The sequence below is a fragment of the Sphingobium sp. B1D7B genome, assembly GCF_025961965.1.
GTDB lineage: Bacteria > Pseudomonadota > Alphaproteobacteria > Sphingomonadales > Sphingomonadaceae > Sphingobium.
Genome location: NZ_JAOQOR010000001.1, coordinates 3,569,348 through 3,583,204, shown reverse-complemented (window position 1 = coordinate 3,583,204; position 13,857 = coordinate 3,569,348). Strand labels below are relative to the sequence as shown.

Sequence of the window (13,857 nt, the reverse complement as noted above, 5' to 3'; positions counted from 1 at the left end):
AGTAGAATTCGGCTGGTGCTAACCGGTCCCGCTCCACGCTAGTTCTGCCGCCCCGAATTGAAACGCTTCGCATGGGCGGGTCCCTATCGCCCCGCAGGGCGACCGAGGCTGTCAGCCCTGCTCGTCTCCCTTGCAGGCGCCGACCCGCTTGGCATCTACTGTCATCTTCATCGTCATCTCGCCTGCGGCGTCCCCGCCTTGGGCCTTTGAGGCCATTTCCATCCGGTAGCGGTCGGGGGCATATTCGCCGTCCATCTTCATTTCCATGCGGCCCTGCGCGCCGCCATCGCATTTGAGTAGCGCGGAAATCTTACCATTTTTCATCGTGAAGTGATCATATTTGCAGCTCTTGTCGTGCTCGCCGGGGAATAAGGCCTTCTGCTCCTTCACATCCTCCTCGGTCACGCAACTGGTGAAGCTTCGCCCGGCGCCCATCTGCGCCTTCATGTGATCACGCGCTTCGGCCGGCAGACCGGGCATCTCGATCTCCTGCACCGTCATCTGGCCTTCCCACCGGCCGGGGCTGACCATGACGCCATCGCCGCCGGCAGCCGCCACTTGCTGCTGCACTTCCTCGGGCGTCGCGTTGGTCGCCGAAACATCCGGGCCGCTATCGCAGCCGGAGAGGACAAGAAGGGTAGGGGTGATCAGAAAAACGGCGCGCATGGGCATATCCTCGTCGCAAGGCCCGGCACCTGTGTGTCCAAGCTCGTCCGGCCGGTGATGGAGGTTTCGCCTGCGCGGGGCAAGCCCGAGAATAAGGCGCGGGGGGTCGGATCGGCCGTAAAGCCTGACTGATGCTCACCCCATATCATGATGGCGGGCCCAGTCATCGTCGATCCCGCTTTGTTCTTCCGCCCCATTGCCGCCGGCGGCCACAATCGCCATATTCCCCCTATGGCGATCCAGATCCGCACGACTCTAGCCGAGCCCCAAACCGACCAGTCCTTCGTTCCCCATCGTCCGGCACGCCCGGAGAAGGCGGAGGGCGGCAGGCGTTTCAAGCTGGTGAGCGATTATCAGCCGGCCGGCGACCAGCCGACCGCCATTGCCGAGCTGGTCGAGGCGGCCGAGGCTGGCGAGAAGGATCAGGTGCTGCTCGGCGTCACCGGGTCGGGCAAGACCTTCACCATGGCGAAGGTGATCGAAGCGGTACAGCGCCCCGCGCTGGTGCTGGCGCCCAACAAGATCCTCGCCGCCCAGCTCTATGGGGAGTTCAAGAGCTTCTTCCCTGACAATGCGGTGGAATATTTCGTCAGCTATTATGATTACTACCAGCCCGAGGCCTATGTGCCCCGCTCGGATACGTACATCGAGAAAGAGTCGAGCGTGAACGAGGGGATCGACCGGATGCGCCACTCGGCGACCCGGTCGCTGCTGGAGCGCGATGACGTGATCATCGTCGCGTCCGTCTCGTGCATTTACGGTATCGGTTCGGTCGAGACCTATTCAGCGATGACCTTCAGCCTCAAGAAGGGCGAGAGCGCCGATCAGCGGGAGATCATCCGCAAGCTTGTGGCGCTGCAATATAAGCGCAACGATGCCGCCTTCGCGCGCGGCAATTTCCGCGTGCGCGGCGACAATCTGGAGATTTTCCCGAGCCACTATGAGGATAATGCCTGGCGGATCAGCTTCTTCGGCGACGAGATCGAGGAGATTGTGGAGTTCGATCCGCTGACAGGCAAGAAGGCGGCGAGCCTCGATTACGTCAAGGTCTTCCCCAATTCGCACCACGTTACCCCCGGCCCGACGCTCAAGCAGGCGATGGAGGCGATCCGCCATGAGCTGACCGAGCGGCTGAAGGAGCTGCTCGAGGAGGGTAAGTTGCTGGAGGCGCAGCGGCTGGAGCAGCGCACCAATTTCGATCTGGAGATGATCGCGGCGACTGGTTCCTGCGCCGGCATCGAGAATTACTCCCGCTTCCTCACCGGTCGCCTGCCGGGTGAGCCGCCGCCGACTTTGTTCGAGTATCTGCCGGAAAACGCGATCCTGTTCGTGGATGAGAGCCACCAGACCGTGCCGCAGATCGGCGCGATGGCGCGGGGCGATCATCGCCGCAAGGTGACGCTCGCCGAATATGGCTTCCGCCTGCCGAGCTGCATCGACAACCGCCCGCTGCGCTTCAATGAATGGGATGCGATGCGCCCGCAGACGGTCAGCGTCTCCGCCACGCCCGGCAACTGGGAGATGGAGCAGACCGGCGGCACCTTCTCCGAGCAGGTCATCCGCCCCACCGGCCTCATCGATCCGCCGGTGGAGATCAAGCCGGTCGAGGATCAGGTGGACGACCTGATCCATGAAGCCAAGCTGACTGCCCAAAAGGGCTACCGCACCCTCGTCACCACGCTCACCAAGCGCATGGCCGAGGATCTGACCGAGTTCATGCATGAGGCGGGGCTCAAGGTCCGCTACATGCACAGCGATGTCGAGACGCTGGAGCGCATCGAGCTGATCCGCGACTTGCGTCTGGGCGTCTATGACGTGCTCGTGGGCATCAACCTGCTGCGCGAGGGCCTGGATATTCCCGAATGCGGCCTCGTCGCCATTCTCGATGCGGACAAGGAGGGCTTTCTGCGGTCGGAAACCAGCCTCATCCAGACCATCGGCCGCGCCGCCCGCAATGTGGACGGGCGCGTGATCCTCTATGCCGACCGCATGACAGGCTCGATGGAGCGCGCGCTCAACGAAACGAACCGTCGCCGCGAGAAGCAGGTCGCCTATAATCTGGAACATGGCATCACGCCGGAAAGCGTGAAGAAGCAGATCGGCGACATCATCGCCCATGTCGCCAGCAAGGATCAGGTGACCGTCGACACCGGCCTCGACGATGCGCCGCACATGGTGGGCCACAATCTGCGCGCCTATATCGAGGATCTCGAAAAGAAGATGCGCACCGCGGCTGCCGATCTCGAGTTCGAGGAAGCCGGCCGCCTGCGCGACCAGATCCGCAAGCTGGAAGCCGAAGAGCTGGGACTCCCTGTCGATCAGCAGGTCACCGCCAATGCCGGGCGCTATCTTGGCCGCGCAACGGAGGGCAAACCCGGCACGCGCAAGATGCGCTATGGCAAGACGCAGCGAAAAATGGGGCGCTAGCCTCACAAGCAGTAGAGACTTTTCGCGGCTCAATTTCGTTTGACAGCAAGTAGACGAAGTCTACAAGCCGGCACCGCTGCGACACTCGGATCTCATGCAGGCGCATCCGCCGAGCATCGCTTTTGCTCAGCGTTCATTCATGATGCTGTCCTGTAAGGTCTTCAGCTTAGAAAGCGAAGTGAACACAGGGTGTTGCGGCTGCGAGAAGGTGGGTATAATCCCGCTTGTCGATAGTGACTTATTCATGTAATACAGTTCGAGCTAAGGGGCGCCTAGGCGGCGAAACTCATGAACTATGAAGCGAACATGAAATACGGCGTGTCCAGTGTGGACCCGGAAGAGGCCGAGAGTCGGCAGAAGCGGCGGCGCCTGCTGCTGGTTGTTGGCGCGCTCGTCGCGTTGGCGGTCATCGCGATGCTGGCCTATCGATTCTTCGGCGGTTCGGGCGATCAGGGCGAGCAGGTCAGCCAGGTGGCAATCGTCACCGTCGCTGTGCCCGCGCAGGAAGCCGTGACGCGCACCGCCAATGCCACCGGCTCACTCGCAGCGCGGGTGGATATGCCCGTCGGCGTGGTCGGCGAGGGTGGCCGCGTGGTCGCCGTTCATGTTCAGCCGGGCGACTGGGTCGGCGCGAATCAGATTCTCGCGACCATTGAGCGGTCGGTGCAGGCCCAGCAGATTTCCCAGCTCGAAGCGTCCGTGCAGGTCGCGCGGGCCGACGCCAAGCTGGCCCAGAACAATCTTGATCGCGCCAAGGCGCTGGTGAGCGACGGATTCGTGTCCCGCGCCGACATCGACCAGAAAACCGCGACGCGCGATGCCGCCGTCGCCCGGGTCAATGTGGCCGTGGCGCAGCTCAACCAGATGCGCGCGCAGGTCGGGCGGCTGGATATTCGCGCGCCCGCCGCAGGGCTGGTGCTCACGCGCTCGGTCGAGCCGGGTCAGGTCGTGTCCGGTGGCAGCGGCGTGCTGTTCCGCATCGCCCGCGCGGGCGAAATGGAAATGAAGGCACTGCTCTCCGAAGACGAGCTGGCCTTGCTGTCCGAAGGCGCCGTGGCACGCGTGACGCCTGTCGGCATGACGCAGAGCTTCGAGGGCCGCGTGTGGCAGATCGCGCCGGTGATCGACCAGACGTCACGCCAGGGCATCGTCCGCATCGCCGTGCCTTATAATGCCGCGCTGCGTCCGGGTGGTTTCGCTAATGCGGAGATTGCCATGGAGCGCGTGTCGGCAGCGGTCCTGCCGGAGTCGGCGATCCAGAGCGACCCGAAGGGCAGCTATGTCTACGTCGTCGGCAAGGATAACAAGGTCGAGCGCCGGTCGGTGAAGACGGGCGCCGTGACAACGCGGGGCATCGCCGTGGTGCAGGGGCTCAATGGTTCGGAGCGCGTCGTGCTCTATGCTGGCGGCTTCCTCAGCCCGGGCGAGACGGTCAAGCCCCGGCTCGCGAAGAGTGCAACGGACGGAAGGGCTGGCGGCTGACCGGCGACGCCTGACAGGGCGACGTCTAATGGGCGACGTCTAACAGGGCGCCGCTGCTTGTGGCGGCCGTCACATGCTAGATTGGCAGGACAGACGAGATGAGTCTTCGCAACATATCGGCCTGGAGCATCCGCAATCCGGTGCCGCCGATCGTGCTCTTCATCGGCCTGCTGCTGGCGGGCATCATTGCGTTCAGCCGCATGGCCGTCGTGGACAATCCGGACATCGATTTTCCGGCCGTTAACGTCACGATCAGCCAGCCGGGCGCCGCGCCGACGGAAATCGAGACACAGATCACCCAGCGCGTCGAGGCGGCGGTGCGATCGATCAATGGCGTCGATGAAATCCAGTCGACGGCCAGCGAAGGATCGAGCCAGACCTTCGTCCAGTTCCAGATCGGCGTCGATTCCAACGTCGCTACCCAAGAAGTGAAGAACGCGGTCGATCAGATCCGCAGCGATCTTCCAGACGGCATTCTCGAGCCCTTCGTCCAGAAGGTCGAAGTGGGCGGCGCCGAGATCGCGTTTTTCTCGGTCCAGGCCTCGGACATGACGATCGAGCAGCTGAGCTGGTTCGTCGATGATACGGTGGCCAAGCGCCTGCTCGGCATCGAAGGCATGGCGCGCGTCGGGCGCGGTGGCGGGGTCGATCGCGAAATCCGCGTGACGCTGGATCCGGCCAAGATGCAGTCGCTCGGTGTCACGGCGTCCCAGGTCAATCAGGCGCTGCGTCAGGTGAACGTCAACGCGGCGGGCGGCCAGGCGGAGATCGCCGGCTCGCGCCAGTCGGTGCGCGTGCTGGGTAATGCGCAGGATGCCTACAGCCTCGGCCAGACCCAGATATCGCTGGGCAACGGCCGCACGATCCTGCTGGCGGACATTGCCAGCGTGACCGATGGCTATGGCGAGCAGAAGCGGCTGGCGAAGGTCGGCGGCAAGCAGGTCGTCAACTTCTCCATCGAGCGCGCCAAGGGCGCATCGGACGTCAGCGTCTTCGATGAAACGCTCAAGGTGTTGAAGCAGCTTGAGACGGAAAATCCCGGCATTCGCTTCTACCAGCGCTTCAACAGCGTGAACTATACCAAGAGCCAGTATAGCAGCTCGATGCACGCTCTCATCGAGGGTGCGGTGCTCGCCGTCATCGTGGTGTTCATCTTCCTGCGCGACTGGCGTGCGACGGTGATCAGCGCCATCGCCATTCCGCTCTCGGCAATTCCGACCTTCTATTTCATGGATTTGATGGGGTTCAACCTGAACTCTCTGTCCCTGCTCGCGCTTGGTCTGGTGGCCGGCGTGCTGGTCGACGATGCGATTGTGGAGATCGAGAACATCGTGCGGCACATGCGCATGGGCAAGACGGCTTATCAGGCCTCCATCGACGCGGCGGACGAGATCGGCCTCGCGGTGGTTGCAACGACGATGTCCATCGTCGCGGTGTTCTTCCCGGTCGCCTTGATGCCCGGCATCACCGGTCAGTTCTTCAAGAATTTCGGCTTCACGGTCGTCATCGCCGTGCTGATCAGCCTTGCCGTCGCGCGCATGATCACGCCGCTGGTCGCCGCTTACTTCCTCGAACATCATGGCGAGGAGAAGCATGGCGAAGGCTGGCTGATGGACCGCTATATGAGCCTGCTTGGCTGGGCGCTCGATGATCGCAAGGCTAAGGCTTATGCCCGGGGCGGCGGGCTGGGGCGGCGGATTCGCGCACGCTTCCTCGATCATCGCGTCTGGATGATGGGCTTTGGTCTGGCGGCCTTTGCCTTAACCGTCATCCTGCTCATCTCGATGCCCAAGCAGTTCGAGCCCAATGCTGATCAGGACTTCAGCCGGATCAATATCGAGGCAGTGCCGGGCACCACGCTCCGTCAGAGCGAGGCCATTGCCGATCAGGTGACCGAGCTGCTGAACAAGCAGCCGGAAGTCGATACCGCCATGGCGAACGTCGGCGAGGGCAATGCCCGTATCTTCATCACGCTCAAGAAGGACCGCAAGCGGACCAGCATCGAGTTCGAGCGCGAACTGGCGCCGCGCCTTGCGGAAATTGCGGACGCGCGCGTCTCGTTCGCGTCCCAGCAGGGCGGGTTCGGCACGGGACGCGATATTTCCGTGATGCTCTCCGGCTCTGACCCGGCGCTTCTGGAAGAGACGGCGACGAAGGTTGCCGAAGAGATGAAGAGCCTGCCCGGTGTGGTGGCGCCGCGCGTCAATGCCGACATGCAGCGGCCGGAGCTCATCATCCGTCCGCGGCTCGATCTGGCCGCGCAACTTGGCGTCACGACGTCCGCGCTCAGCCAGACGATCCGCATCGCAACACTGGGCGATATCGACCAGAACAGCGCGAAATTCTCGCTGTCCGATCGCCAGGTGCCCATCCGGGTCATGCTGCCGGAATCGGCGCGGCGCGACCTCTCGAACATCGAGAACCTGCCTGTCCCCACGGCGGGCGGCGGCACCGTGCCGCTCAGCCGCGTCGCCGAGATCAGCTTCGGCTCCGGGCCCACCTCCATCCAGCGTTATGCCCAGCAGCGCCGCATCTTCGTCGGTGCGGATCTGGCGCAGGGCGCGGTCAAGGGCCCGGTCATGGAGGCGATCAACAAGCTGCCCACCATGCGCAACCTGCCGCAGGGCGTGAGCAATCAGGCTGTCGGCAGCGATCGCTGGCAGGAGGAGTTGATCCAGAACTTCGTCATCGCCGTGACCTCTGGCGTGCTGCTGGTCTTCGCGGTGCTGGTGCTGCTCTACAAGCGCTTCATCTCGCCGCTGGTGAACATGTGCTCGCTGGCGCTGGCGCCCCTGGGTGGCCTGCTGCTGATGCTGGTGATGAACGAGCCGCTTTCGCTGCCGGTCTATATCGGCCTGCTGATGCTGCTGGGCATCGTCGGCAAGAACTCGATCCTGCTGATCGACTTCGCGCTGGAGGAGATGGACAAGGGCGTGCCCAAGTTCGAGGCGATCATGGAAGCAGGCCACAAGCGCGCCCAGCCGATCGTGATGACGACGGTCGCCATGACCGCCGGCATGGTGCCGACCGCGCTCTCGCTCACCGGTGATGGCGCCTGGCGCTCGCCTATGGGCATCACCGTGATTGGCGGCCTGATCCTCTCGACGCTGCTCACCCTCGCGATCGTGCCTGCTGCGTTCAGCCTCGCCGATGGCGTCGAGAAGCGGATCGGCCCGTGGCTGCGCCGCCGGGTGCTGACCTATGACGGCAAGGGCGAGGCCGCTCAGCCAGCCGAATAAGCAGGGGTTTCTGGAACTCTTGTCGCTGGCGGGACTTCTTCCGGCAGCGGCTTGGTTCGCGTGCGGGGATGGACCTGTTGCGCGATGCCTTGCCGGATGACCCAGGGGCAGCACTCGGCTAGAGACGTCGCATGATCAAGGTTCCCGTCCATAGCGGCGTGCGGCAGATGCGCATCATTGCGACCGGGTTGCTGGTCGTGATGGCGATTGCCTATGTGTCGGCGCGTCGGTTCGAGGACCTGCATCCGGCTTTGGGCTTCGTTCGGGCGTTTGCGGAAGCGGCCATGGTCGGCGGATTGGCCGACTGGTTCGCGGTTACTGCGCTGTTCCGTCATCCGCTGGGCTTGCCGATCCCGCACACTGCGATCATCCCTCGCAACAAGGACCGCATCGGCGATACGCTGGCGGTCTTTCTGCGCGACAATTTCCTCACGCCCGCCGTCGTCGCTCGCCGCATGGGCCGGCTGGATGTCGCCGGCGCGGCCGGGCGCGTGCTGGCGGCGCCGGCCGCCGGCGATGGACGCTTGCGGCGCGGTGCCTCGCGCTTGCTGGCCGATTCTCTGGAAGCGCTGGATGATGAGCGGCTGGGCGGGATGCTCAAGGGCGTGCTGGTCCAGCGCATCGGGCAGCTCAATGCCGCGCCGCTGCTGGGCCAGTTGCTCGCCGCCGCCATGAAGGACGGGCGTCACCAGCCGGTGCTCGACGCCCTGATCCGCTGGGGCGCGCGGACGCTGGAAGCCAATCGCGAACTCATCCGCCAGATCGTGCATGAGCGCTCGGGCAAGATCATGCGCTTCACGGGGCTCGACGAGACCTTGGCCAACAAGATCATCGACGGGCTGGACAGGCTGCTGCAGGAGGCCGCGGACGACCCGGAGCACCGGCTGCGCTCCAAGGTGGAGGAGGGGCTGGCGACCCTTGCGGACGATCTCCAGACCGACCCCAAGATGCAGGCGCGTGTCGACCGCATCCGCGACGAGATGATCGCTAACCCGGCCATGCAGCGCTGGCTGGATGGCATCTGGCAAGCCGCGCGCGAGGCCATGCTGCGCGCTGCGCGTGATCCGCAGGCAGCGCTCGCCGGGCGGATGGGCGAGGTGGTGCGCCAGCTTGGCGAAACGCTCCGCGACGATCCCGCGCTCAAGCATGTGGTCAATCGTTTCGCCCGGCGCGTCGCGGTCGGCACGGCGGCGCGCTACGGCGACAGCATCGTCCTGCTGGTCTCCGAAACCGTGCGCAGTTGGGACGCGCGAACGATCACCGGGCGGCTGGAAAATGCGGTCGGGCGCGATCTGCAATATATCCGTATCAACGGCACCCTGGTCGGCGGGTTGGTCGGTCTCACGCTGCACAGCCTGAGCTATCTGTTCTAGAAAATCCGCTCCTGCCTGCGCGCCGTGAGGTTTTATCCGTTCGCGGGTGACAAATGCGGCGGAGGGGATTAGGAGCGCGGCCGTGTTGCATATGCGCCGCCTTGTTCATTCGCACCGCTGCTGGGCTGCCACGCTGCTCGGCCTCGCGTTGCTGTTCAAGGCGCTGATGCCGGCGGGCTTCATGCCGGTCGTCAGCGGTAAGACGCTCACCGTCGAGCTATGCTCGTCCGGCGGGGCGGGGCCGATCACGCTGCACATTCCCGTCGAGGGCAAGGACAAGACGCCGCAGACCCAATCGGATCAGACCTGCGCCTTCGGCGGCCTGACGGCTCAGGCGCTTGCCGCAACCGATCCGGTCGTGCTTGAAGCCGCGCTGGCGTTCATCTTCGCGACGGCCCTGCTGCAGCCCGATCTGCGGCTGCCACGGCATGAGACCTATCTCCGACCCCCCCTACGCGGCCCTCCGGCCTACGCCTGACAATCTGAGCTGATTTGTCGGTCCTGCCGGCGCGTCGTCACGCGTGGGCATGTCGGAGTGTTTCTCAATGCAAATTCCTATCGTGATCGCGGCGGGTTTCGCCGCAGCTTTGGTGGCACCTGCCACCGCGCAGGGCGTCAAGAAGGACGGCCTCACCATCGATCGACCCTGGGCGCGGGAAACCGCGCGTGGGCAGTCTGCGGGTGGCGGTTTCCTCACCATCACCAACAGCGCCCGTGCGGATGAGCGGCTCACTGGCGGTAGCACGCCGGTCGCCACCCGCGTCGAAATCCACAGCATGAGCATGGAGGGCGGTGTCATGCGGATGCGGCCGCTCAAGAATGGCCTGCCGGTCGCGGCGGGCGGCTCTGTCGCGCTCAAGCCGGGCAGCTTCCATATCATGTTCATGGGCCTCAAGCGCCCGCTGGTGCGCGGCGAGACCATTCCCGTCACGCTCGACTTCGCCCGCGCCGGCAAGGTGCAGGTCTCGTTCGCCGTCGAGGCCGTCACTTATGGAGGCAGCCATGGCGGACACTGATCCGCGCCGGCTGGCTCGCATTCGTTTGTGGCTCTGGCTGCTGGTGGCGCTCGCTGCCCTTGGCCTTGGTATTCTGTTGGCCCTGCGGTTCGTCACCCAAGGTCCGCCGCAAGTGATAGCGGGGGCGCCGGCCGATGTGGGCCAGCATTTCTCGCTGGTCGACAGGGATGGAAAGCCGGTCACCGCGCAGACGCTCAAGGGCACGCCCTATGCGATCTTCTTCGGCTTCACCCGCTGCCCGGATATTTGCCCGACCACCCTCAGCCGCATGGCGCATCTGCGCAAGGCGATGGGGGCCGATGGGGACAAGTTCCGCATCGTCTTCGTCTCGGTCGACAGCGGCCATGACACGCCGGCTGATGTGGGTGCTTATGTCGATCTGTTCGGCACGCCCATTCTCGGCCTCACCGGTTCGCCAACCCAGATTGCCGACGCGGCGAAGTCCTTCCGGGTCTTCTACCAGAAGATCCCGCTCGAGGGCGGCGATTACACCATCGATCACAGCGCCTTCGTCATCCTCATGGGTCGCGACGGGCGCCTGCAATCCCTGCTGAGCGATCAGGATAGCGAAGATGCGGCCCTTGCCGAACTTCGCCGCCTGATCGCCTGACCCACAATATTTCAGACCCCGAACGGGGGGAGACATCATCATGAAAACGTCCTTTATCGCTCTCGCAACCATGCTCGCCATGGCCACGCCCGCTTTTGCCGAGGAGGCTGCTGATGCCGCCGCCGATGGCGAGCGCACCATCATCGTTGTGGGCCAGTCCCAAACGCAGGATGCCGAGCGGCTCGCCCGCGCCACGCCGGGCGGCACCGATGTCGTCCGGCACGAGGATTATGCCGACAAGACCATCGTCTCACTGCGCGATACGCTCGCCTTTTCACCCGGCGTCTACACCCAGCCGCGCTATGGGCAGGAGGTTCGCCTCTCCATTCGCGGCTCGGGCCTCTCGCGCGGCTACCACATGCGCGGCATCACGCTGCTGCAGGATGGCGCGCCGATCAATCTCGCTGACGACAATGGCGACTTTCAGGAACTGGACCCGATCTTCTTCGAGCGGCTGGAGGTCTATCGCGGCGCCAATGCCCTGCGCTTCGGCTCGGGCACGCTGGGCGGCGCGATCAATGGCGTGACCCCCACCGGCAAGGATGCGCCCGGCCTGTATTTGCGCGCCGATGCCGGCAGCTTCGAGACAGTCCGGGGGCTGGCGGCCTATGGCGGCAACAGTGGCCCGGCCGACTATTGGGTCGGCATGAGCGCCGATACCTCGGATGGCGACCGCCAGCACGCCCATCGCGAGAGCATGCGCGTCCATGGCAATGTCGGCCTCGCTCTGTCCGACGTTGTGAGCACGCGCTTCTATGCGAGCCTCAACCGCATCCGTCAGGATCTGCCCGGCGCGCTTACCGCTACGGATGTTCTGAATAATCCGCAAAAAGGCAATTTCAGCGGCGATCAGGGGCGGGATATCGACTCGATCCGCCTGCAGAACCGCACCCGCTTCGATTGGGGGCAGACCCGGCTCGATGTCGGGGCCTTCCTCAACATGAAGGATCTGTTCCACCCCATCTATGAAGTCATCGATCAGAAATCGACCGACCGGGGCGTCTTCGCCCGGCTGGACCATGATGCCGGCATTCTCTCCTTCACGCTGGGCGGCGAGTTCCGCCACGGCGAAACGCGGGCGCGCCAGTATCGGAATGTGAATGGGGAACGCGGCGCGCTGACCTTCGATGCCGATCAGACCGCGCGCACCGCCAATGTCTATGGCGAGGCGCGCCTGCAGCCGGTGCCGGGCGTCACGCTGATTGCCGGCGGCATTTATGCCGATGGCTTCCGCAAGCGCACGGTCCTGCTCTCCACGGGGCAAAGCGGGCGGTTGGCGTTCAATGAATTCTCGCCCAAGTTCGGCGTGCTCATCGAGCCGACGCCGGACATCCAGCTCTTCGCCAACTACAGCCGCTCGGCGGAATTCCCGGGCTTCGGGGAGGTTTTCCAGAGCGTCGGCACGCCGCCGGTCAGCACGCTCATTGCGGCCATCGCCCCGCAGACGGCCTGGACGGCGGAAATCGGCACCCGCGGGCAGGCGGGCATGGTGAGCTGGGATATCACCGCCTACCGTGCCACCCTGCGCGATGAGCTGCTGCAATATTCCCCCAATGGCACCACCGTTCCGGCCGCCACCTTCAACGCGGATCGCACGCGGCACAGTGGCATCGAGGCCGCCGTCAGCCTCGCGCCGACCCCCTGGCTGCGCCTGCGCCAGATCTGGCAATATTCGGACTTCCACTTCGTCGACGATGCGGTTTTCCAGAACAACCGCCTGCCGGTGGTGCCGCTGAATGTACTGCGCAGTGAAGTTCGGATCGGGACGGCGGCGCTCAATGTCGCGCCCAATCTCGAATGGGTGCCCCAAGGGGCATTTGCCGATTACGCCAACAGCACGCGCACGCCCGGCTATGCGCTGCTGGGCCTGACAGCAGGCGCGACGCTGACCAGCGGGATCGACCTGTTCCTCGACGTGCGGAACATCACCGACAAGAAGGCCATCGGCGACATTTCGGCAGTGATAGCTGCCACTGGAGCGTCAGCGATCTATTATCCGGTCGAGCGCCGCGCGGTGTACGGCGGCGTTCGCGCCCGCTTCTGAGACTGAATGAGAGCGCTGGCGGCGGAGGAATTGCTCCGCCGCCGGCGCATGATTGGTTCGGTTCAGCCTGTCTTGCACGTCCTTCGGGCTCGGAACGCCTGCCGGTGCGTTGTCCGGAATATCCCCAAACGCAAGGAAAGGCAGAGACCCCATGAGTCTGGAAGGAAAATCCATCGCGATCCTCATCGCGCCGCGCGGCACGGAAGAGCCCGAATTCGTTCAACCCCGCGACGCCGTGACCAAGGCGGGCGCCACCGTCACAGTGATCGGCATCGAGACGGGTGAAGCCAAGACCAACAATAATGATCTCGACCCCGGCGGCAGCTACACCGTCGATCGCGCGGTTGCCGATGTGTCTGTCGATGACTTCGACGGTCTGATCATCCCCGGCGGCAGCGTCGGCGCGGACAAGCTGCGCGGCGATGATGATGTCGTGGATCTGGTTCGCGCCTTCGCCGAGGCTGGCAAACCCATCGGCGTGATCTGCCACGGTCCGTGGCTGCTGGTCGAAGCCGATGTGGTCGAGGGGCGCACGCTCACCTCTTACCCCACCGTCAGGACCGATATCGAAAATGCCGGCGGTGATTGGGTGGATGAGGAAGTGGTCGTCGACAACGGCCTCGTCACCAGCCGCACGCCGGATGATCTGGACGCCTTCTGCGCCAAGATCATCGAGGAATTTGCTGAAGGTCGTCATGTCGATGCGGCCTGACCTGCATGTCTGACGGCTTGCTGACAGCCTTACAATATTATGGCGCGGCCGCGGCGACGCTGGCCGCGCTCATCGTGTCGCTCAATCTCGGCAGGCTATGGACGGGCTGGGCGATGGTGATTTTCGTCACCAGTTCCATGGCGCTTATCGGCTGGGGTTTCCTCCAGCCGGAGAGCGAAGGCATCGGCGTGCAGAACATCGTGCTGCTCGTCATCAATCTCGTCGGGGTGTGGCGTTACCTGCTGCGGCCGGGCCGGCGCCGGGCGGAAGGCTAAGCCAACCGCCCGG

General features: G+C 64.4%; 11 protein-coding genes. 10 read left to right on the top strand and 1 reads right to left on the bottom strand.

The annotated features are described in order from the left end of the window. Window positions 1-111: 111 nt before the first annotated feature. Window positions 112-666 (bottom strand): DUF3617 domain-containing protein, encoded by a 555-nt coding sequence (locus M2336_RS16785; RefSeq protein ID WP_264573350.1) that lies wholly within the window; start codon window positions 664-666, stop codon window positions 112-114. 231 nt (window positions 667-897) lie between these two features. On the opposite strand from M2336_RS16785, the gene uvrB reads away from it, so the two are divergent. The 10 genes from uvrB to M2336_RS16735 all read left to right on the top strand — a co-directional run bounded on the left by uvrB (window position 898) and on the right by M2336_RS16735 (window position 13,844). Beyond that, the gene (gene uvrB / locus M2336_RS16780) at window positions 898-3,093 is read left to right on the top strand and encodes an excinuclease ABC subunit UvrB (protein WP_264593267.1); all 2,196 of its coding nucleotides are present in this window, start codon (window positions 898-900) and stop codon (window positions 3,091-3,093) included. A 288-nt stretch (window positions 3,094-3,381) separates the two neighbouring features. Continuing rightward, entirely contained in the window at window positions 3,382-4,575 is a 1,194-nt protein-coding gene (locus tag M2336_RS16775) for an efflux RND transporter periplasmic adaptor subunit (protein ID WP_264585525.1), read from the top strand. A 98-nt stretch (window positions 4,576-4,673) separates the two neighbouring features. After that, window positions 4,674-7,814: an efflux RND transporter permease subunit gene (locus M2336_RS16770; RefSeq protein ID WP_264573348.1), complete on the top strand. Its 3,141-nt coding sequence runs from the start codon at window positions 4,674-4,676 to the stop codon at window positions 7,812-7,814. Window positions 7,815-7,945: 131 nt separating this feature from the next. After that, a complete protein-coding gene (locus M2336_RS16765) occupies window positions 7,946-9,187 on the top strand; it encodes a DUF445 domain-containing protein (protein WP_264573347.1) in 1,242 nt (413 codons plus the stop codon). Window positions 9,188-9,278: 91 nt separating this feature from the next. Continuing rightward, complete coding sequence (locus M2336_RS16760; protein ID WP_413715979.1) at window positions 9,279-9,665, top strand: DUF2946 family protein; 387 nt, start codon at window positions 9,279-9,281, stop codon at window positions 9,663-9,665. Between the two features lie 67 nt (window positions 9,666-9,732). Further along, window positions 9,733-10,203 carry a copper chaperone PCu(A)C gene (locus M2336_RS16755; protein ID WP_264573346.1) on the top strand — a complete coding sequence of 157 codons (471 nt, stop codon included), beginning with the start codon at window positions 9,733-9,735 and terminating at the stop codon, window positions 10,201-10,203. Then, a complete protein-coding gene (locus tag M2336_RS16750) occupies window positions 10,190-10,813 on the top strand; it encodes an SCO family protein (protein WP_264573345.1) in 624 nt (207 codons plus the stop codon). The genes M2336_RS16755 and M2336_RS16750 overlap by 14 nt, the downstream gene beginning before the upstream one ends. Window positions 10,814-10,853: 40 nt before the next feature. Continuing rightward, window positions 10,854-12,857, top strand: a complete 2,004-nt coding sequence (locus M2336_RS16745; protein WP_264573344.1) for a TonB-dependent receptor family protein — start codon at window positions 10,854-10,856, stop codon at window positions 12,855-12,857. Window positions 12,858-13,008: 151 nt separating this feature from the next. Continuing rightward, window positions 13,009-13,569 carry a type 1 glutamine amidotransferase domain-containing protein gene (locus tag M2336_RS16740; RefSeq protein WP_264573343.1) on the top strand — a complete coding sequence of 187 codons (561 nt, stop codon included), beginning with the start codon at window positions 13,009-13,011 and terminating at the stop codon, window positions 13,567-13,569. Between the two features lie 5 nt (window positions 13,570-13,574). Next, the gene (locus M2336_RS16735) at window positions 13,575-13,844 is read left to right on the top strand and encodes a hypothetical protein (RefSeq protein WP_181560308.1); all 270 of its coding nucleotides are present in this window, start codon (window positions 13,575-13,577) and stop codon (window positions 13,842-13,844) included. The last annotated feature ends 13 nt before the right edge of the window (window positions 13,845-13,857 follow it).

Excerpts from the sequence above, each read along its gene's own strand:
- M2336_RS16735 (WP_181560308.1), top strand. The coding sequence starts at position 13,575 with ATGTCTGACGGCTTGCTGACAGCCTTACAATATTATGGCGCGGCCGCG.
- M2336_RS16750 (WP_264573345.1), top strand. The coding sequence starts at position 10,190 with ATGGCGGACACTGATCCGCGCCGGCTGGCTCGCATTCGTTTGTGGCTC.
- M2336_RS16760 (WP_413715979.1), top strand. The coding sequence starts at position 9,279 with ATGCGCCGCCTTGTTCATTCGCACCGCTGCTGGGCTGCCACGCTGCTC.
- M2336_RS16755 (WP_264573346.1), top strand. The coding sequence starts at position 9,733 with ATGCAAATTCCTATCGTGATCGCGGCGGGTTTCGCCGCAGCTTTGGTG.
- M2336_RS16785 (WP_264573350.1), bottom strand. The coding sequence starts at position 666 with ATGCGCGCCGTTTTTCTGATCACCCCTACCCTTCTTGTCCTCTCCGGC.
- M2336_RS16775 (WP_264585525.1), top strand. The coding sequence starts at position 3,382 with ATGAACTATGAAGCGAACATGAAATACGGCGTGTCCAGTGTGGACCCG.
- uvrB (WP_264593267.1), top strand. The coding sequence starts at position 898 with ATGGCGATCCAGATCCGCACGACTCTAGCCGAGCCCCAAACCGACCAG.
- M2336_RS16770 (WP_264573348.1), top strand. The coding sequence starts at position 4,674 with ATGAGTCTTCGCAACATATCGGCCTGGAGCATCCGCAATCCGGTGCCG.
- M2336_RS16740 (WP_264573343.1), top strand. The coding sequence starts at position 13,009 with ATGAGTCTGGAAGGAAAATCCATCGCGATCCTCATCGCGCCGCGCGGC.
- M2336_RS16745 (WP_264573344.1), top strand. The coding sequence starts at position 10,854 with ATGAAAACGTCCTTTATCGCTCTCGCAACCATGCTCGCCATGGCCACG.
- M2336_RS16765 (WP_264573347.1), top strand. The coding sequence starts at position 7,946 with ATGATCAAGGTTCCCGTCCATAGCGGCGTGCGGCAGATGCGCATCATT.